This is a genomic window from Roseibium hamelinense, from assembly GCF_007830545.1.
Classification (GTDB): Bacteria; Pseudomonadota; Alphaproteobacteria; order Rhizobiales; family Stappiaceae; genus Roseibium; species Roseibium hamelinense.
In genome coordinates this window covers 50,477-69,614 of record NZ_VLLF01000006.1, presented here as the reverse complement: position 1 = coordinate 69,614, position 19,138 = coordinate 50,477, and the positions used below count along the sequence as shown (strand labels likewise).

20 protein-coding genes are annotated in these 19,138 nt (G+C 55.9%); 6 read left to right on the top strand and 14 right to left on the bottom strand.

Annotated features, from left to right (window positions below):
* Position 1 precedes the first annotated feature (1 nt).
* The 6 genes from JM93_RS12965 to pufC all read left to right on the top strand — a co-directional run bounded on the left by JM93_RS12965 (position 2) and on the right by pufC (position 3,891).
* On the top strand, positions 2-226 hold the full coding sequence (locus JM93_RS12965) for a hypothetical protein (RefSeq protein WP_145344049.1): 225 nt from the start codon (positions 2-4) through the stop codon (positions 224-226).
* 118 nt (positions 227-344) lie between these two features.
* The gene (gene pufB, locus JM93_RS12960) at positions 345-566 is read left to right on the top strand and encodes a light-harvesting antenna LH1, beta subunit (RefSeq protein ID WP_145344047.1); all 222 of its coding nucleotides are present in this window, start codon (positions 345-347) and stop codon (positions 564-566) included.
* Positions 567-578: 12 nt separating this feature from the next.
* On the top strand, positions 579-722 hold the full coding sequence (pufA, locus tag JM93_RS12955; RefSeq protein ID WP_145344045.1) for a light-harvesting antenna LH1, alpha subunit: 144 nt from the start codon (positions 579-581) through the stop codon (positions 720-722).
* A 178-nt stretch (positions 723-900) separates the two neighbouring features.
* The gene (gene pufL, locus JM93_RS12950) at positions 901-1,746 is read left to right on the top strand and encodes a photosynthetic reaction center subunit L (RefSeq protein ID WP_145344043.1); all 846 of its coding nucleotides are present in this window, start codon (positions 901-903) and stop codon (positions 1,744-1,746) included.
* Positions 1,747-1,759: 13 nt separating this feature from the next.
* Complete coding sequence (pufM, locus tag JM93_RS12945; RefSeq protein WP_145344041.1) at positions 1,760-2,740, top strand: photosynthetic reaction center subunit M; 981 nt, start codon at positions 1,760-1,762, stop codon at positions 2,738-2,740.
* On the top strand, positions 2,737-3,891 hold the full coding sequence (pufC, locus tag JM93_RS12940) for a photosynthetic reaction center cytochrome PufC (RefSeq protein WP_145344038.1): 1,155 nt from the start codon (positions 2,737-2,739) through the stop codon (positions 3,889-3,891). The genes pufM and pufC overlap by 4 nt, the downstream gene beginning before the upstream one ends.
* Before the next feature lie 145 nt (positions 3,892-4,036).
* Here pufC and JM93_RS12935 read toward each other — a convergent pair whose 3' ends face one another.
* From JM93_RS12935 to bchB, 14 genes are all read right to left on the bottom strand, one after another.
* Positions 4,037-4,561, bottom strand: a complete 525-nt coding sequence (locus tag JM93_RS12935) for an isopentenyl-diphosphate Delta-isomerase (protein WP_208995152.1) — start codon at positions 4,559-4,561, stop codon at positions 4,037-4,039.
* Positions 4,558-5,250 carry a spheroidene monooxygenase gene (locus tag JM93_RS12930; RefSeq protein ID WP_145344036.1) on the bottom strand — a complete coding sequence of 231 codons (693 nt, stop codon included), beginning with the start codon at positions 5,248-5,250 and terminating at the stop codon, positions 4,558-4,560. Before JM93_RS12930 ends, JM93_RS12935 begins: the two co-directional genes overlap by 4 nt.
* 76 nt (positions 5,251-5,326) lie before the next feature.
* Positions 5,327-6,544, bottom strand: coding sequence for a 5-aminolevulinate synthase (gene hemA, locus JM93_RS12925; protein WP_145344034.1), 1,218 nt, complete (start codon positions 6,542-6,544; stop codon positions 5,327-5,329).
* Positions 6,545-6,560: 16 nt separating this feature from the next.
* A complete protein-coding gene (gene puhE, locus JM93_RS12920) occupies positions 6,561-7,394 on the bottom strand; it encodes a putative photosynthetic complex assembly protein PuhE (RefSeq protein WP_155197641.1) in 834 nt (277 codons plus the stop codon).
* 26 nt (positions 7,395-7,420) lie between these two features.
* Positions 7,421-8,509, bottom strand: a complete 1,089-nt coding sequence (acsF, locus tag JM93_RS12915; RefSeq protein ID WP_145344030.1) for a magnesium-protoporphyrin IX monomethyl ester (oxidative) cyclase — start codon at positions 8,507-8,509, stop codon at positions 7,421-7,423.
* Positions 8,506-8,811, bottom strand: coding sequence for a hypothetical protein (locus tag JM93_RS12910; RefSeq protein ID WP_145344029.1), 306 nt, complete (start codon positions 8,809-8,811; stop codon positions 8,506-8,508). Before JM93_RS12910 ends, acsF begins: the two co-directional genes overlap by 4 nt.
* Positions 8,808-9,302, bottom strand: coding sequence for a photosynthetic complex assembly protein PuhC (gene puhC, locus JM93_RS12905; protein WP_145344027.1), 495 nt, complete (start codon positions 9,300-9,302; stop codon positions 8,808-8,810). Before puhC ends, JM93_RS12910 begins: the two co-directional genes overlap by 4 nt.
* Before the next feature lie 6 nt (positions 9,303-9,308).
* Complete coding sequence (puhB, locus tag JM93_RS12900; protein ID WP_244300837.1) at positions 9,309-9,983, bottom strand: photosynthetic complex putative assembly protein PuhB; 675 nt, start codon at positions 9,981-9,983, stop codon at positions 9,309-9,311.
* A complete protein-coding gene (gene puhA / locus JM93_RS12895) occupies positions 9,980-10,777 on the bottom strand; it encodes a photosynthetic reaction center subunit H (protein ID WP_145344025.1) in 798 nt (265 codons plus the stop codon). Before puhA ends, puhB begins: the two co-directional genes overlap by 4 nt.
* A gap of 27 nt (positions 10,778-10,804) precedes the next feature.
* Positions 10,805-12,250, bottom strand: a complete 1,446-nt coding sequence (locus tag JM93_RS12890; protein WP_145344023.1) for a BCD family MFS transporter — start codon at positions 12,248-12,250, stop codon at positions 10,805-10,807.
* Positions 12,247-12,945 carry a magnesium protoporphyrin IX methyltransferase gene (gene bchM / locus JM93_RS12885; protein WP_145344021.1) on the bottom strand — a complete coding sequence of 233 codons (699 nt, stop codon included), beginning with the start codon at positions 12,943-12,945 and terminating at the stop codon, positions 12,247-12,249. Before bchM ends, JM93_RS12890 begins: the two co-directional genes overlap by 4 nt.
* Before the next feature lie 7 nt (positions 12,946-12,952).
* Positions 12,953-13,888: a ferredoxin:protochlorophyllide reductase (ATP-dependent) iron-sulfur ATP-binding protein gene (gene bchL, locus JM93_RS12880; RefSeq protein ID WP_145344019.1), complete on the bottom strand. Its 936-nt coding sequence runs from the start codon at positions 13,886-13,888 to the stop codon at positions 12,953-12,955.
* On the bottom strand, positions 13,885-17,604 hold the full coding sequence (locus JM93_RS12875) for a magnesium chelatase subunit H (RefSeq protein WP_145344018.1): 3,720 nt from the start codon (positions 17,602-17,604) through the stop codon (positions 13,885-13,887). Before JM93_RS12875 ends, bchL begins: the two co-directional genes overlap by 4 nt.
* Entirely contained in the window at positions 17,579-19,138 is a 1,560-nt protein-coding gene (gene bchB, locus JM93_RS12870; protein WP_145344016.1) for a ferredoxin:protochlorophyllide reductase (ATP-dependent) subunit B, read from the bottom strand. Before bchB ends, JM93_RS12875 begins: the two co-directional genes overlap by 26 nt.

The window sequence follows — 19,138 nt, the reverse complement described above, 5'->3', positions numbered from 1 at the left end:
CATGCGGTCGGACAGAATGAAGCACAAGGGGCGCATCGACAATTGGCAAGACCGCGCGGAATACCGGCTGCTCGTCGCCGTGTCCTTCATCCTTTGCCTTGCAATGGTGATTTTCCGCCGTGCCGGCTATGCACTGAAAGGCCAGCCCCGCCGGACGGACCAGAATTTTATTTCGGAAGCCTGGGCAGCTGCCCACGCAACCGCAGGTTATGCGTTCATCGTGTAGCCGCAATGAAGGATCGCCCTCTGTCATGGTGGGCGTGACCGCTGACGGGCCGTCTTATGACACCCGAAAGCAACCCGGCTGCGGGGTGCCGCAGCGCTTGTGACTAGGAGGTAATTTTATGTCCAGTCCAAATTCCGTCTCGCTGACCGGCATGTCCGAAGGCGAGGCGCAGGAGTTCCACAAGTACTATCTCCAGGGCATGTTCCTGTTTGTGGCGGTTGCTGTCGTCGCACACTTGCTGGTCTGGTTTTGGCGCCCGTGGATTCCGGGACCGGAAGGCTATGCGTCTCTTGAAGGCGTCGGCCAAACGGTCACGGCGCTCCTTCCAACACTAGCCTAAGGGAGAAGCACAATGTGGAGAATCTGGATGCTATTCGACCCGCGCAAAACGCTGGTCGTCCAGGGCGTTTTCCTCTTCGGCCTGGCAGTGATGATTCACCTCGTCCTGCTGAGTACGGAGCGCTTCAACTGGCTGGTTGGTGCACCGGTTCAATAACCAGCTCCAACAGCCAGTCGGGTCCGAGGTCCAACTCGGTCTTCGGTAACGGTTGGAAGACAAACCAATATCTGGCTGCGGACGGCGCACCCGTGTTCGCCCGCAGCCAATTCCGAACTCAAACTTACCTGGTCCAAACGGCCAACATGCCGGTTCACCGCAATCGGGGGAATGTACGATGGCACTCTTGAGCTTCGAACGAAAATACCGTGTCCGCGGCGGCACTCTGATTGGCGGCGATCTGTTCGATTTCTGGATCGGGCCGTTCTATCTCGGCTTTTTCGGGATGACGACGATCTTCTTTGCCACGCTTGGCACAGCGCTGATTTTGTATGGTGCGGCCCTCGGCCCAACATGGAATATCTGGCGTATTTCAATTGACCCGCCTGACTTGAGCTATGGTCTAGGCCTTGCACCACTCGCCGATGGTGGGCTCTGGCAGATCATTACCGTGTGCGCCATTGGAGCCTTCTGCTCCTGGGCCCTGCGCGAAGTTGAAATCTGCCGGAAACTTGGCATCGGCTACCATGTTCCCTTCGCATTCGGCGTCGCGATCTTCGCCTACGTAACATTGGTGGTCATCCGGCCGTTTCTGTTGGGCGCATGGGGACACGGCTTCCCTTACGGGATTTTCAGTCATCTCGACTGGGTATCCAACGTTGGCTATCAGTATCTGCACTTCCACTACAATCCGGCGCATATGCTCGCTGTGACGTTCTTCTTCACAACGACCCTAGCGCTGTCGTTGCACGGTGGCCTGATCCTGTCAGCCGCCAATCCAGGTAACACTGAAGAGTTCCCGCCGAAAAAAGCCGAGGTGAAAGTCCCAGAATACGAAGACACGTTTTTCAGGGACACGATTGGCTATTCGATCGGCACCTTAGGCATCCACCGGCTCGGTCTGGTTCTGGCCCTCAATGCGGGCTTCTGGAGCGCGGTCTGTATCGTCTTGAGCGGCCCATTCTGGAACCAAGGCTGGCCACAATGGTGGAGCTGGTGGCTCGACCTGCCGATCTGGAGCTGAGGAGGATAGGAACATGGAATATCAAAACATCTTCACACAGATCCAGGTCCGCGGCCCGCTTGAAGCTGGAATCCCATTGCCCCGTGGCAATGACGAACGCACCGGAAAACCGTTTTTCAACTGGCTGGCCGGATGGTTCGGCAACGCGCAGATCGGGCCGATTTATCTGGGATTCCTCGGAACTGCTTCCCTGTTGTGTGGGACGGTCTGGTTCGTGATCACGGGCTTCAATATGCTCGCCTCCGTCGGATGGGATCCTATCCAATTCATCAGGCAATTATTCTGGGTTGCCCTCGAGCCGCCGCCCGCCAAGTATGGCCTCTCCCCATTTGTCCCGCTCAGCGAGGGGGGCTGGTATCTCATCGCCAGTTTGTTCCTGCTTGCTTCGGTGCTGTTGTGGTGGGTGCGTGTCTACACTCGGGCCCGGCAGCTTGAATTGGGGACGCATGTCGCCTGGGCATTTGCCGCAGCCATTTGGTTGTTCTTGGTGCTAGGCTTGTTCCGGCCCATCTTGATGGGCAGCTGGGCCGAAGCCGTGCCCTACGGGATTTTCCCACATCTCGATTGGACCGCAGCTCTCTCAATCCGCTACGGCAACCTATATTACAATCCATTCCATTGTCTTTCGATCGTGTTCCTATACGGCTCAGTTCTGTTGTTTGCCATGCATGGCGCAACCATCCTGGCAGTAACCCGCTATGGCGGCGAGCGCGAACTCGAACAGATCACGGACCGGGGCACCGCGTCTGAACGCGCCGCTTTGTTCTGGCGCTGGACCATGGGGTTCAACGCTACAATGGAATCCGTACACCGCTGGGCCTGGTGGTTTGCAGTACTGACACCGATCACCGGCGGAATCGGCATCCTGCTGACCGGCACGGTTGTCGACAATTGGTACCTTTGGGGCATCAAACACGGGATCGTCGCACCGACGCCAATCCCGGAAGCTTGGGGCACCGTCGTTGACCCAGCATTGGGAGGATCGGGACAATGAAACTCTGGGTACCCTTCGCGGTCGGCGGTGTCGTGCTGTTCAGCGCCGCCATGATCTTCAGAACCGACTGGGACTTACCACCTGTGGATTCCGAGCAAATCGGCTATCGCGGCACCGGCATGTACCTGACCAAGGACCGAGAAAAAGAAAACGAGCTTCGTATCGCAAACGAGGTTCCGGAAGCTCCGTGGGATCCGGATCCTTCCGGCCCCAAAGCCGGCGAAATATACGAAAACGTTCAGGTTCTGGGGGATCTCTCGGATGATCAGTTCAACCAGTTTATGGCCTCCATCACCGAATGGGTTTCACCTGAACAAGGCTGCGCTTACTGCCACAATGAGGAGAACTTCGCACTCGACGATGTCTACACAAAAGTAGTGTCGAGACGGATGATCCAGATGAACCAGGCCATCAATGAAGACTGGAAGGCCCACGTCGCCAACGTCGGGGTGACCTGCTACACCTGCCATCGGGGCCAGCCGGTACCAAAGAACGTTTGGTGGTTCGACAATGAACCCAAGCCAGCCGGCGGCGACCTGGGCTATCGCGCAGGTCAAAACGTTGTTGGTGAGTTTGTCGGCCGCACATCGATGCCACAGAACGCCTTGGCACTTTATCTCCTTGGCGACCAGGAAATCCGCGTTCATTCGGATACCGCCCTTCCAACAGGTGACAATCCGGCTACGACCAAGGAGACCGAGGCAACTTGGGCGTTGATGATGCACATGTCAGAAAGCCTGGGTGCCAACTGCACGACCTGCCACAACAGCCGTGCGTTTAACGAATGGGACCAAAGCCCGCCACAACGTGTTACCGCATGGCATGGCATCCGCATGAGCCGCGCTTTGAACAACGACTATATGGTCGGGCTGACACCGGTATTTCCAGAGAACCGCCTTGGACCCGAAGGAGATGTATTTAAGGTCGGCTGTTCAACTTGCCACAACGGCGTTCAAAAACCGCTCTACGGTGTCTCTATGCTCCAAGACTACATGGATGCTTTGAGCGAAAAGACAAGTACCGGGGTTCCGGACTACACGACATATCAACCGGGCGTTACGGAAACACTCGCTCCAGCCGAGACACCTGGAGACACGTCTTCGCTCAAGACCAAAGACGACGAACAAACCAGACTTGTGTTGGCTGAGTAGGGCCCGCACGTACCTTTGCCCGCAACTGGCCAGGCTGTTCCGCAGCCTGGTTTTTTTTGCCATGCATGCAGCAAACGGCAGTTCGGAGGGACTGGTCCTCGGACGAAACGAATATGCCCTCGTGAAGGTCGCGTATCGTGTTCAACTAAAAGGAAAAATCCGGGAATTCGTCCATGTAAATCCGAAACCAAGGTGTAAAATGGGCTGGCGAACGCGCGATTTCATCGCGAAGGTCATTCGCCCCAACCCAACGGATTTCACTGACTTCCTCGGGATTTGGGACTATGTCAAGGCTTGCCCGGTTTACATCAGCCGTGAACATAGTGACCTGTTCATGTTCGTGAAGATCGCTTCCTACATCGGCCGAATACTCGAACACCCGCTGTTCAGTTAGTGGAACGGTGAATCCAAGTTCTTCTTTTAGACGTCGCTCGGCGCATATTTTGTGGTCTTCGTTCCAATGTGGATGGCTGCAACATGTGTTGGCCCACTGGCTACCACAATGGTACTTGCCGATCGCCCGGCGTTGAATCAGCAAAAGCGGCCCGTCAAACACGAACACCGACACGGCCATATGGAATAGAGCCTCCCGGTGCGCCTGCAGTTTTTCGACCGGGTACAGGCTGCCATCTGATGCGATTGCCGGGATGATGATTGGTTGATGGGTCAAACCAAAACCTCGTCACTTCGTGTAGGAAGCCGTTGCGGGTCCGGCCTTTTCCGCGGTTCGAGAAGCTCGGAAACATTCTGAAGTCCTGGCCAATCTCCGGAGATACCCAAGAGGTTAAACCGAGAAAAACAAGATTCAAGAAACCAGGATTCAGAAAATGCTCGCTTTGCAGCAACGCCATGGCTCTGCGTTTGTCTCGCGAACCGTCTTAGCGCTTTCTCATCACGCCAGACGCTAAACGTCACCTGTCTGAACCAGGGCAATTCACCTGTGCCAATCATAAAACACTGCGCCTTGTCCTGCTCCGCCCGGTCAGAAATCGCCGGAACGTGGCGCCAGAAAGCACGCGCCTTGAACGGATTGATCGTCGCCCGTGTCAAGGCCACGACAGGCCAGTTCTGGAACGGTGCGGGGTCATCAATGGGAAGCTCGAAGCCATCCCAAGCTCCCCGACTCGATACCGGCTCCAGGAGAAACGTGCAGCTTCGTTTTGCGTGGCTAAAGTACCGTCTGAACACAGGCGCTTCACACAGCTGGTCCTTAGCGACATCGATATTTGGCCATACACCAAAAAACGAAAAAACACCAAAGTTCGGCCGTATGGAAAACCCCGCACCCGCTCCGGTACCCATTAGTCTAAAGAACTCGAGTTGCGGAATAGCTCGAAGATGGCGCTTGGCGACTGCCATTTGCCCTAATGCCCAGCACTTGGAAGGAACCGTTTCAAACGCAAAAAGCGTGAAAGAAACGACCCCAGACATGAGGTCAGGCCACAGCCCGAGCGAGGGCGCATTGATACCACAAGTCACACAACGCACAAGCGAGGTGATCGATGTCCGAATCCGTATGGAACGGTGTAGGAGTTATCCGCAAGCGCTCGGTCCCAACCGGCACGGTCGGATAGTTGATCGGCTGGACATAGATCCCATAGTTGTCGAGAAGGATATCGGAAATCCATTTGCACTTTTTGGCATCGCCCACCATTACCGGCACTATGTGACTTGGATTTGGCATGTGCGGGATACCCCGCCGGTCAAGTGCCGCCCGCACTTTTGCAACGGCTGCCTTGTGTGCTTCGCGTTCTGAAGTGCTTTCCTTAAGATGACGGATTGACGTTGCAGCACCAGCGGCGAGCGCCGGTGGTAGAGCGGTTGTGAATATAAAGCCGCTCGCGAAAGAGCGCACGAAATCAACAATAGTTTTTGAACCCGTGATATAACCGCCCATCACCCCAAACGCCTTTCCGAGCGTTCCCTCGATGATCGTTACGCGGTCCATGAGGCCTTCGCGTTCGGCAACGCCACCACCGCGCGGACCATACATCCCAACAGCATGGACTTCATCCAAATACGTGATTGCGTTGAAGCGGTCTGCCACATCGCAGATATCTGCAATCGGAGCGATATCGCCATCCATGGAATAGACACTCTCAAATGCGACCATCTTTGGTGCGCGCGGATCGTCCGCAGCCATAAGCCTGGCGAGATCTGCCGGATCATTGTGCTTGAAGATCCGTTTTTCGCAGCGCGCGTGACGGATCCCTTCGATCATGGAGGCATGATTAAGGGCGTCGGAGTAGACAATCATTCCTGGGACCTGAGAAGCCAGTGTGCCCAATGCCGCCCAATTGGAGACGTACCCGGAGGTAAAGATAAGCGCAGCTTCTTTCGCATGCAGGTCGGCCAGCTCATGCTCCAGCAAGACATGATAGTGATTGGTCCCTGAGATATTGCGGGTACCGCCCGCGCCGGCACCACATTTCGCAATCACTTCGGTCATGACCGAAGTGACTTTCTCATGCTGGCCCATGCCCAAATAATCGTTGGAGCACCACACCGTAACATCTTCGACTTGCCCGTCGGAACGATGGCGATGCGCTCGCGGAAACTGTCCGGCCTTGCGCTCAAGATCGGCAAATACACGGTAATTGCCATTCTCATGAAGGGCGTTGAGACGCTCCTCAAGATATCCGTTCAGATCCATAAGACGTTCCTTTCGCCTACGCCCCGGCCGTTTTCGGACAGGAGTCTTCTGGTTTGTCCGGCATATTTGCCGTTTTGTTAGTTTTTTCAAGCTTCGCGGGACACAGCCGCGCCGCCCAATGCCACAATGCGCTGTCTTTGACGGGCAACACCAAAAACAGATGTTCAAGCAAAGCCAGGCCGGTGAAGGCGGCAAGCAGGCTCGCCACTATCTGTCCGTACTCCGAATTTGCCCAAGCTGCCGCCCCGATCAAGCTCAGTAGTACAACAGTGCATCCGGTCAAAGAAATCCAGAACACCCTGCTGAGACGATCAGTTCGAAAGTAAGTTTCCAGATAGGAAAGTCGATGCGGCAAAAGTTCATTCACAGCATGGGGTGCGCCCAGAAAAATATTGACCTTGGTGCTCAGCCGCATGCCCCATAGCAGAATAAATGTCCATAGTCCTGCCTGATTGGCCGCCCCGCCCAACAACAGCCCCAGAAACAGTATTGTTGCAGCCAGCGCAAGCTCGTGATCGCGCACGGTCCGGAAGGCCGCGCGAAATCGGCTTTTTTCGATCGGTGACTGTTCAAGGCCGACCCGGCGCGGACCTGTAACCAGCCCCAACAGGAATGCCGTTTCGTGCCATGCCCAGAGCATAAGGGCCCCGAAAAAACCGATATAGGCTGACACTGCGGTGAGGCTATCGCGCGTCAACGCAAGTGCGGCAAGTCCGCCAAGCGCTGCAATCGTGACAAGAGCCATGACCATTCCTGCATGGCGCTCCCCCTGACGCGCGAGAATCATGACCACGCCGGTGGCAAACCACCAGGTGAAGATCGCAATTCCAACCGCAACAACGCCAGACACTATCGTGTTTCCTCTCTACCAGCCGATCACCAGACTGGGTGAAGTCTGCTTGTGGCCGGAATTTCATTCGCCTTTGTCGGCAACAGGTACAGCCCGGCAAACGACAATCCCGCCCGGAACATGTGGAATTTTTTAGCGATCCAGCCACCCGCACCGCCGCGCTCGTCTGCAGCACAGATCGCTTGATTGATCCGTTCAAGCTTCTTGAAACCAGCCAGCAGTTTCGGATTGTCGAGATCAAGTTCCAACGGAAAGACCTGTCTGGAAATCTCACTGGTCAACCGGAAGACCTTCATGTCGTAGTCGTTGATGTCAATGCCAAGCGCTTTGTGGAACGCGGGACGGGCATGATCACGCACATACATGGTTGCAAAAACGGCCAGCAGAAAGAACTTGATCCAGTATTTGTTCCGGCCGCTGATGAGTTTGGGATCGGAGCGCATGATCAATGAAAACGCTTCACCGTGCCGGAATTCGTCATTGCACCATTCTTCAAACCATTTGAAAATCGGATGGATCCGGTTTTCGGGATGACGTTCGAGGTGTCGGTAGATTGTAATATAACGCGCGTAGCCGATTTTTTCCGACAAGTAGGTAGCGTAGTAGATAAACTTGGGCCTGAAGTAGGTGTATTTTTTGGTCTTGGCCAAAAAGCCCATGTTGACCCCAATTCCAAAGTCCTTAAGCGCATCATTGATGAAACCCGCATGGCGGGATTCGTCGCGGCTCATGAACCCGAAAAGCTCGCAGATCTCTTTGTTTTTGCCGCGCCGCTTCATTTCCTTGTAAAGCACGCAGCCTGAAAATTCAGCTGTCAGCGAAGACACAAGAAAATCGACCAGCTCTCGGCGGAGATCGTCAGGCAGCCCTTCAATGTCTAAATCATCCCAATCTGCGGTACGCTTAAAGTGCCCTTTGTTGGGGTCGGATCGCAATTCTTCGATCAACGCATCCCATTCAGCACGTACGCCGGAAACGTCGATGCGATCCATCTCATCGAAATCCGTGGTGTAAAAACGGGGGTTGAGCATTGTCGATTCAAGCGCCGCTTGCGTCGTCTCGTTAACGGGCTTGGCGTCTTTTTGGACAATATCAGTATCCAGTGCCTTGTTCATGCTATTGCCCTTTCTGAAAATGAAAATTCGCAAAGTTCCATGAATTCGAGATCGCCGGTCGCCCGCGTCCAGACCCGTTCTAAACCAGAAGCTCTAGTGATAACCGCAGTTCGGCGGAAGGTCTGTTCTTCTCCATACGGCACATCCACTGGCGCGCCTTCGACCATCACTTCGTCCCCAGGGCCCACCGTCACACCACCGTCGAACCTTACATGAGCGCCGAGCGCCTCGAATGTATTGTTGATCTCAACGGTACAAGGCACGGTTTCCTTTCGTCGAAAAAGAGCTGAAATCAGGCTCATGTGCGGCTTCCTCCCGTTCTGTCGAGCAGCGCTGCAAACGCCGCTGCATTGTCTGGGCCGAACGCGTTAAGGTAAATGCGCTCTCCACTAACGGTGTCTGATAGCGACACAACGCCGTTTTCCCATCTGATCAAACGGTAGGGCGCTTCCTGGTCGGCGTCCTTGACCAATCTCAAACGAGCCAATGCCCGCAACGATCCGCGTACAAATCCGCCGTCTTGTACTTCAAAGCTCTGGATGAGGTCTCCGGTGCGGGCGTCGTATACATAAACCGGCTCCGAAACGCTGCCGGTGATGATTATGTCCCGAATAGCGGTTGGCTGGCCAAACGTGTCCTTGACCGTCCCGATGCCAGTCACCGTTCCAAACACCGTTGCAGTTACCGCCAAACCAATGAGCGTAAAGGCTGCATAGAGCGGGAGAACCGGAAATCGAACGATGCGGCGTTTGGGTTTGCGGTCCAGACTTCCGTATGACAGCTTTTTTGCCATTTTTCCTTACTCCGCAGCTACCGTAGAGGCACCATTGACGAAAGCGTTTTCTGGCCGTTGATCTACAGCTTGCAAGGGCACGCGGGCCGATGACAGGCTCAGCTGCCGGCCGAGGATTGCGGCAACATCTTCAACCCTTTTGAGACAGACCAGTTGCGGCACCATGTTGCCCGCATGCCATCCACGGACATGCGGCCAGAAAACGAGAAACGAGAGACGATGCCCGGGTTTCATGACAAGGCTGATATCACCGTGGCCTTTCGCGTCCTTGCGCATATCCGCCGAGACAACTTGGCTGAAAGGCAAGTTGAACGTTGCCGAAAGAGCCACACCGATGCGCATGACAATCCGCTTGTTGGTGATCGTATAAAGCGTGGTCTTCTGCACGCCCCAAGCAAACAGTTCAATCAACCCCATCACAATGGCGCACATGACGAAAACCGCGCCACCGGAAAAGGCAATTGCGCCCAATGGACGCCCGTCTAAAAACCCACTGACCAGCGTCCAGATCAGCAAAACGCCGAAATATCCTGCAATCCAGTGAGACTTCAGTACCCGGCGGGCCACCAGTGAACCGTCGGGGGCACCTTGCCAGAGAATTTTCTCACCCACCGGCAGCTGGGCCGGAAGGCCTGGGACCGGTTCCAGATCATGTTCTGGCGAATTCGGATGCATGGTCATGCCAGGGGCTCCTGCCTCGCCGGCGTCGCATAAAGCAGTCCGGCACCATAGTAAGCGGTGACTTTATCTTCTTCGAGCAAAGTTATCTGGCTGTCCGATGCAATCGCCGGAACATCAGCGAATTGTTCTCCAGTGATCGCATGCACGTAAAAGATCTTTTCACGTTCGCGGGTGTTGCGCATGACTGTAAAGTTCATCGGCACAAGCACGCGACGTGGTGCGGCCCCGACCTCGGTTTCGATTTCAAGATACCGCATCATCTGTTCGGAGCGGTCGATCCACGCATCAACGACAGTGCCGCCCACCACGAGGTCGCAGCCGACAACGCGCATGCCTTTGGGATCCGTATCACCCTCAGCAATTGCCCAGTCCTTATCGATTCGCATCGGAACAATTTTCGCTGCGCCTTCGTGAGTCAGGTCCACGGTGTCGGATCTTTCCGCCCATGACCCCGGTCCGATAGAACTTAGCATCGGGTTCTCTGCTGTAGGCACATAAGGTGCGCCTTCGAAATTCGCGATTTTTTCACCCGGAACGGGTCGGTCCCGATTATCGCGCTTGTCATCCGGCACGCTGACTTCGCCATGGCCGTGAGGCAGCAAGAAGGTTTTCGCTGGCGGAACAAAAAGCCAGGCGTCCTTGTTGAATGCTCCGCTGCCATCGGCTTCAAGCGGATATCCTTCGCGCCTGTCTTCGAGCCTGATGTAAAAAATCAGGATCGCGAAAAACACCCAAAATACGTAAAGTGTCACCTGCGCGACATCGATATATTGAGTTATGGCTCCGATTTCCATGACACTTCTCCTCCATGTCTCCCGGCTTCAACCCGGCATCTCCGCCAAGCCAAAGCGGGCTGGGGTGGATTGGGTTCCGGTGCGGTGACGGCTGACCAAAGGTCCGATCGCCACTAAACTTCCAAATAACAAGGCAATTTCAATATGATAGACAACACCGTAGCCGGCCGCCGGTGCATGCAGGGCTGCCTCCACACCGCCGGCAGGCACCAGCGCATTGACCGCATCGCGCACTATCCCACCTGATGCCAGACCGACACCGATTGCAGTTGCCTGAACTGCACCCCATGCGCCGATTGCAAACCCGTTGTCGGACTTATCGGCAAGGGACATCGCGGCAAGCAAGGTACTTACGGCAAAAAGCCCCCCGCCCGCGCCAATCAAGAACGTTCCGGACCGGAACAGATTGGCGGCCTGCAGCGGTTCAGAAAACACGATAGCTGAAAACCCGCAGACGCCGATGATGATGCCAAGACCAGCCAGCCTGTAGATGTTCCGCCCATTCGCCAGCGCCTTCGCTGCGTAGCCAAATCCGGCCAGAGTTCCAAATGCCCAAATTGCGGTGAGCAGCGTTGTCTGGCTGACTGACAGCTTCAAAACCTCACCGCCGTAGGGCTCAAGCAAGACATCTTGCATAGCAAAACCAGCCGACCCGAGTGCAACAGCCACCATTAAGCGTAAAGTGCCTTTGTCTTGGCGGTAAGCACGGAATGCTTCGAAAAATGAGAGTGTTTCACGGTAGGTCCGGGTAAACTGAGGGTTCCGCGGCTCTTGCTTCCACAGGCAAACAATGTTGATGGCTACTGTTACGACCGCCGCCCCCTGAACAACTTGTATCAATGTCTTTGCCGAGAAGTCCGCAAGCAGCCAACCCAGCACCAGCGAAGCTGCGAGCATGCCGACCAACAGCATGACATACATCAGGGCCACGACTCGCGGACGGGTCTCCTCGGCTGCCAGATCTGTCGCCAAGGCAAGGCCCGCGGTCTGAGCCATGTGCATCCCGAGACCGGTTAGCAAAAACGCCAAGCATGCCCCAACAGGTCCGGCCCATTCAGGCCCCGTGGTTTGAGACTGCAAAAGAAGCAGTGCGAATGGCATGATCGCGAGACCGCCAAATTGTAACAAAGTCCCCATCCAGATGTAGGGAACCCGCCGCCAGCCCAGCACAGACCGGTAGGTGTCAGACTTGTGGCCAATGAGCGCACGGAACGGAGCAACCAGTAAGGGAATTGCAACAACGACCGCAACAAGACTTGTAGGAACACCAAGCTCGACGATCATCACCCGGTTAAGCGTCCCGGTGAGCAAAACAGCTGCCAGACCGATCGACCATTGGAACATCGACAACCGGATCAATCGGCTAAGAGGCAGGTCAGGTGTGGCCGCATCGGCGAACGGAAGGGCCCGGGGGCCAAGCGTTTGCCAGAAAGCGATCATCTTGCCGTTAAGAGTCCTGACAGGATTTGTCATCTGGCGATCTCCTGGAGCTCGGAGATGTAAAACCCGCGAGAAACCCGGCAGGCCGAACCGGCATGCCACCCACCCATATCGGGACGTTCCAGCAGGGCTCGAAGCAGCTTGTCCGTTCTGACCGGCTCAATAGAAGGAGACCGATCCGACTTCGGGAACAGCTGTCCCACCAAGTGCATTACCGCCAACAGCTGAGTCCGGGGTGCTAATGTGAACACCATTTTCCGGCGAACGCGCGCGGCCAGACCGGCTATTGCCCCAGCAACCTCAGCCTTCGGATAGTGGATGAGAGAGTCCATTGCGACCACGGCATCAAAAGAGCCATGATCCAGCGAGAGCATATCACCCGCACAAAGCGACAACTGTCCGCTTCCACTGACATCCGGCAAGCCTCTTAAGGCGTGTTCAATCATCTGCGCCGAGAGATCCACCCCGAGAACATTCGCCCCGCGATTGGCCAGTTCAAGCGAGAGACCGCCGCCGCCGCATCCGGCATCAAGGATCCGCCAGCCGTTCAGGTCCGCTGGAAAACGCGAAAGAATTGCAGCCCGCATCTCGGCCCGCCCAGCGCGTACGGTGGCGCGAATGCCGCTGACCTTTTCGGTACTGGTCAAGCGTTTCCAGGCGTCGAGCGCTGTGCGATCAAAATAGGTCTCGATCTCGTTCCGGCGTTTCAGATAGCGGGCGTTCTCCATAGCAGCCTCACTCGAAACCGAGGAAATCGAAAATTTCCCGATCCTTCATCGGATTGGCCTGCAACTCCTCCGTGCCATTCCAAAGCTGTTCGGCCAAACGCAAATACTCGTTTTGGATGGCCTGCAGCTCGGGCGTATCGCCCATCTCGAATAAGGTGCTTTTTTTCAGCCGGCTCAGCCGAACCGCATCGGCATCCGGAATATGGGCAAGCCGCTTGAGGCCGGTCGCCTCATTGAACCGGTCGATTTGATCTGTTTCGCGAGACCGGTTGGCAATCACGCCGCCGAGGCGGACATCGTAGTTTTTCGACTTTGCCCGGATTGCCGCCACAATACGATTCATCGCAAAAATTGAATCAAAATCATTGGCCGCAACTACCAGCGCCCGCTCTGCGTGCTGAAGCGGTGAAGCAAATCCTCCACAAACAACATCACCAAGAACGTCGAAGATCACGACATCGGTGTCCTCGAGCAAGTGATGCTCTTTGAGCAATTTGACCGTCTGGCCAACCACATATCCGCCGCAACCTGTTCCTGCCGGCGGACCACCGGCCTCGACGCATTGCACACCATTGTAGCCTTCAACAACGAAGTCTTCCGGCTGAAGCTCTTCGGGGTGAAAATCAACCTGCTCCAGCACATCGATAACAGTCGGTATCAGGGACTTAGTCAGCGTAAATGTGGAATCGTGTTTCGGGTCGCAGCCGATCTGCAGGACACGCTTGCCCAGCTTTGAAAAGGCGACCGACAGGTTGGATGAGGTTGTTGATTTGCCGATGCCGCCCTTACCGTAGATTGCAAATACTTTGGCCGTCGTGTTCTCCATGGCGGCGTCGATTTGAACCTGGACGCTACCTTCCCCATCATCAGCGCCTGATGCCGAGCGTAGCTTGGCAGCCCGGGCATTTTCAGCGGCGGTTCGCGGATGCGTATATAAATTCATGCTGCGGCCTCCACGCCAATACCCTCGACCCTGTCCTCCAGCTCATCGCCAGCGGCCCGTAGGGCGTCCCAAGTGTCTTCGTCTGGTGTCCAGTAGTTCCGGTCACCCGCTTCAATCAGCCGGTTGACCAGTTTCGCGCTCGCTTTCGGATTGAGCTCCGCAAGCCGGTTGCGCATGTCCTCATCAAGCAGGAACGTCTCTGTCAGTGTCCGATAAACCCATGGGTCCACCTGGCCCGTCGTGGCTGACCAGCCGAGAGTGTTTGTGACATGGCTTTCAATTTGCCTGACACCCTCATAGCCATGGGACAACATTGCCTCATACCATTTGGGATTGAGCATGCGTGTTCTGGTCTCAAGGGCAACTTGTTCGGACAGGCTGCGTACCTTTGCGGTCCCGCACGTCTGATCCCCAACATAAACCGCCACGCGTTTTCCGCCGGCTTTGCGTATCGCGCTGGAAATTCCGCCAAGCATGTCGAAATAGTGATCGATCGAAGTGACACCCAACTCGACCGAGTCCAGATTTTGGTAAGCCATCTCCGTGTCTTTCAATACTGCTTCCAGAAGCTGCTCGCGTTGGACGGGTTTTCCATCCAGGCCGTAGGCGAAACTCTTGCGCTTGGAATAGGTGTCGGCCAGCTCATCGTCTTCGGCCCAGGCCCCGCTTTCAATCAGCATGTTCACGTTGGACCCATAAGCCCCGGATGCATTCGAAAAGACGCGTAAGGACGCCTCTTGAAGCGAGCAACGATGCTGTTCGCTGTAGGAAAGCGCATGTTCGCGAATCGGGTTCATGTCCAAGGGTTCGTCGGCACTGGCAGCCTTGAAAAAGGCCTCTGCAAGCATCCTTGTCTGCATGGGCAGGAGATCACGGAAAATGCCCGACAGGGTGATGACGAGATCAATCCGCGGTCGCTCAAGCTCCTCAAGAGACATGAGATCCGCACCAGCAAGTCTGCCGAAACTGTCGAACCGTGGTTTTGCACCGATCAGTGCGAGCACCTGAGCGATCGGACCGCCTTCAGATTTTAGATTGTCGGTTCCCCACAAAACCATGGCCATGCGCCGTGGCGGTATTCCATGATCCTTGACGTGCCGCTCGATCAAGAGGTCCGCCTGGCGGCGGCCATCTTCAATGGCGAATGCGCTCGGCAATCTGAAAGGATCGAAGCCGTGAATGTTGCGTCCGGTCGGCACTATGTCCGGGGATCGCAGAATATCCCCGCCGTTAACCGGTGGAATGAACCGGCCGTCAAGTGCTCTGACCAGGGCCGGAAGCTCATGTTCCGTCTGTAACGCTGAGTTCAACCGGCTTAGTTCTCGCGCCGCTGAATCTGGCGCGCCTCCAGCTGCAACATCCAATGCCGTGTCCGCCGCCAGAGCGCGAACAACATCTTCAGTCAAAGCATCTTCGCCGAGCGTTTGATTGACTGCAAGCAGCAGGTCTTCCCGCTCTGAATCCGCAGGCGGCTGGCCCACAACATGTAGCCCGTGAGGGATCAAGGCATTTTCAAACTCATGGACATCACCGATCAGTGTTTCAATCCGACCGGCCGCCCCCGAAGACCAATCCTCGTCTTCGGCCACAAGATCAAGCTGTACCGCCTGAACCTTGATCGCTTCGGAGACCCTTGAACGCTCTTCTTCAGAACCAGGAGGCAAGCTCCGCCACCGGTCCAGCGCGGATTTCAGATCCAGAAGACCTTTGTAGAGCCCGGCGTGACCAACTGGTGGCGTCAGGTAGCTAACCAATGTAGCTGCCGACCGGCGCCGCGCGATGGTGCCCTCTGACGGATTGTTCGCGGCATACAAATAAATATTAGGCAAAGCTCCGATCAAGCGATCCGGCCAACAATTTTGTGACAATCCGGTTTGTTTCCCTGGCATAAACTCAAGTGCACCGTGGGTCCCGAAATGCAGCACCGCGTCGGCTTCGAAGCCCGACTTCAGATAGGTGTAGAATGCGGAAAACGCGTGTGTTGGCGCAAAGCCCCGTTCGAACAATAGCCGCATCGGATCGCCTTCATAGCCAAAAGCCGGCTGGATCCCGACGAACACATTGCCGAAATGGCGGCCTAGGATAAGGATGTTGCGACCGTCTGTTTGAACCCGTCCTGGCGCAGGGCCCCACTGGGCTTCAATGTCATTCAGCCAGCGCTCGCCGCGAACATGATCGTCCGCGGGGATTTTTACAGCCACATGCGCCGGCATTCCGTACTCGGCAGCATTGCCCTCCAAAACCGCGGACCTCAAGGCTTCAACGTTGCTCGGCACATCAACCGTGTAACCATCGTCCTTCAATGCAGTCAGCGTGTTAAAGAGCGAAGCAAAAACGTCGAGATGAGCAGCGGTGCCTGTGGCCCCACCATTCGGCGGAAAATTGTAGAGTACGGTTGCAATTTTCCGGTCTGCCTTGGCTGTTTGGCGCAGACGAACAAGTTTCTCGGCCCGATCAGCAAGCATAGCTACCCGCTCTTCATGGACCGCCATATCTTTGCCGGCATTGCGTTGTCCGCCGGATTTGCGGCCTCCAAACAAAATTGGGTTGGTACCGCCGTCGATTTCTGGCAGCGCCATCATGATTGTGGTCTCGACGGGGGTTAATCCCTGTTCTCCGCTCTCCCACTGCTCAAGCGTTTGAAACTCTGTGGCAAAAGCCGAAAGGTATGGAACATCCAAAGTACGCAGTATCTCATCTGCGGCCGCTGAATCGTTATAGGCGGGACCGCCGACCAGAGAAAAACCGGTCAATGAGATAACACAATCCACTGTTGCCCGGCCATTTTTCATGAAAAACGCTTCGATGGCAGGGCGGGCATCGAGCCCGCTCGCAAAAGCTGGCACCACGTTTAGACCGCGGCTTTCCAGTTCCGAGATGACACCGTCATAATGCGCCGCATTTTCTGCCAGAACATAGGATCGCATGATCAACAACCCGACTGTGCCAGCGTCCGCCTTGACCGGTATGTCCCGGTGAAATTGAGCAAGACTATCGGTCACCTTTTGCGACAGCCGCGGATGGTAGAGACCGATGTCAGGATAATGCACCGGATCTTTGGCCCGGATTTGTTTCCGCAGGCTCTTTCGCGGTCCACTTGCGTATCGCCCAATCAGATACCGAACCAGATTTGCCAAGTTCTCGTCAGATCCAGCCAGAATGTATTGCAACACAAGGAAATACGCCCGAACATCCTGCGCCTTGCCGGGGATGTATTTGAGGAATTTTGGCACTTGGCGGAGCATTTTCATTTGCCCCTTGCCTGCCGCGCCCGGCTTGCCGGAGCCTTTGCCGCGCAGGCGCTTCAAAAAGCCAATCGCGCCACCTGCGGGTTCCGACATGGCGAAATCGCCAAGTTTTGTAAGCTTGACGACCTCAGTCGCCGCCAGGCAACCAACCATACAATCGCATGTGTCGCGCCGCGCTTTAAGCCAAGGTAAAACCTTGCGGATATGGTCTTCAAGGAACAGCATGTTGGCGATGATCACATCGCCGGTTTCAATGTCTTCGCGGCATTCGACGGCCGCATCAGCCTCACCGGTCCAGCCGGCAAGTGCATGCAGTTTTATGGTCAGACCCGGCATTTCGCTTTTCAACTGAGCGGAAACGCGATCCATCGCGCTCGCCATGTGGTTGTCGAGCGTTAGGATGACGACCTTGACCGGCGTTGCAGCCGGCGGTGCGGCGGAGTTACCGCCCGAAATGGGCTTTGGCATCGTAGAGTGTCTCTATTGTGATTGGGTTGAGTCCACGCTCAGCTGCAAAATTTTCTGTGTTGCGGCGCGCCTTCCCGCGCACGAAGAATGGTATTTTTTTGAGTTCACGCTCGGCGCTGTCCGTCCAAGTCAGAACGTCCGGCTCATCTGCTTCCGGCTCCACCGACGCAAGTTCTACCGGCCGGGACGCGCTATGATCCTGCGGAGCTACGGCTGCCAAATGCGACGCGCTGACATCGTCATGGAACTCAAAGTCACCTCGGAACATTTGAAGAAGGTGTTCTTCGAGACCCATCATGAGCGGATGCACCCATGTGTCGAAAATAACGTTGGCGCCTTCTGCACCCATTTGCGGCGAATAGCGGGCTGGAAAGTCCTGCACATGGACCGGACTGGAAATCACTGCGCAAGGCAGGCGTAGCCGTTTGGCGACATGACGTTCCATTTGCGTGCCGAGCACGAGCTCGGGTTGTGCAGCAATAATCGCATCTTCGACATCAAGATGATTGTCCGTGATAAGCGGAGCAACATCGTAGTGCTCGGCTACGGCTCGAATATCACGCGCGAATTCCCTGCTGTAGGTCCCCAGTCCGCACAGTTTGAACCCGAGCTCTTCTTCGCAAATGCGGGCCGCGGCGATTGCATGCGTGGCATCGCCATAAACAAAGACCCGCTTTCCCGTCAGATAGTTGGAGTCAATCGACCGAGAGTACCAGGATAGCCGCTCTTGCATACATTTTGCGCGATCCGGCAGGCCCGCACAGGCGCAGACAGCTGCAATGAAATCACGGCACGCGCCCACGCCAATCGGCTGGACTGTGACGCTCTCCTGACCAAAAGTCTTTTTCAGCCAGCGCGCAGCCGGTGCGGCAATTTCGGGATAGAGGACAACGTTGAAACCGGCTCCCGGCAAACGCGCCAGATCGGCGGGCGTTGCTCCAAGCGGCGCAATAACATTCACCCGAACCCCGAGGTCTGCAAGCAGCCGCTTGACCTCCTCAACGTCATCCCGGTTCCGGAACCCTAGGGAAGTCGGACCGAGTATGTTGCACGTCTTTTGCCGTTCAGCGTCCGGGCCGGAATCGCCCTGCCACCCTGAGGAACAGGCGCGGACGAGCCGGTAAAAGGTCTCACTTGCCCCCCAATTTTCCTTCTTCTGGTAACTGGGTAACTCCAGCGGGACCACAGGCACTGACAGATCAAGCGTTTTGGCAAGACCTCCCGGATCATCCTGCAACAACTCCGCGGTGCAAGACGCACCGACCAGCATCAATTGCGGGTCGAAGCGCTCGGCCACGTCGCGGCATGCATCTTTGAAAATTTCAGCCGTGTCGCCAGACAGATCCCTTGCCTGAAACGTCGTATAGGTCACCGGCGGCCGCGTTTTACGGCGCTCAATCATTGTGAACAACAGATCTGCATAGGTATCGCCCTGGGGCGCATGCAAAACCAGATGCACGCCTTCCATGGAAGCAGCAACTCGGATCGCTCCTATATGCGGAGGGCCTTCATATGTCCAAGTCGCAAGTTCCAT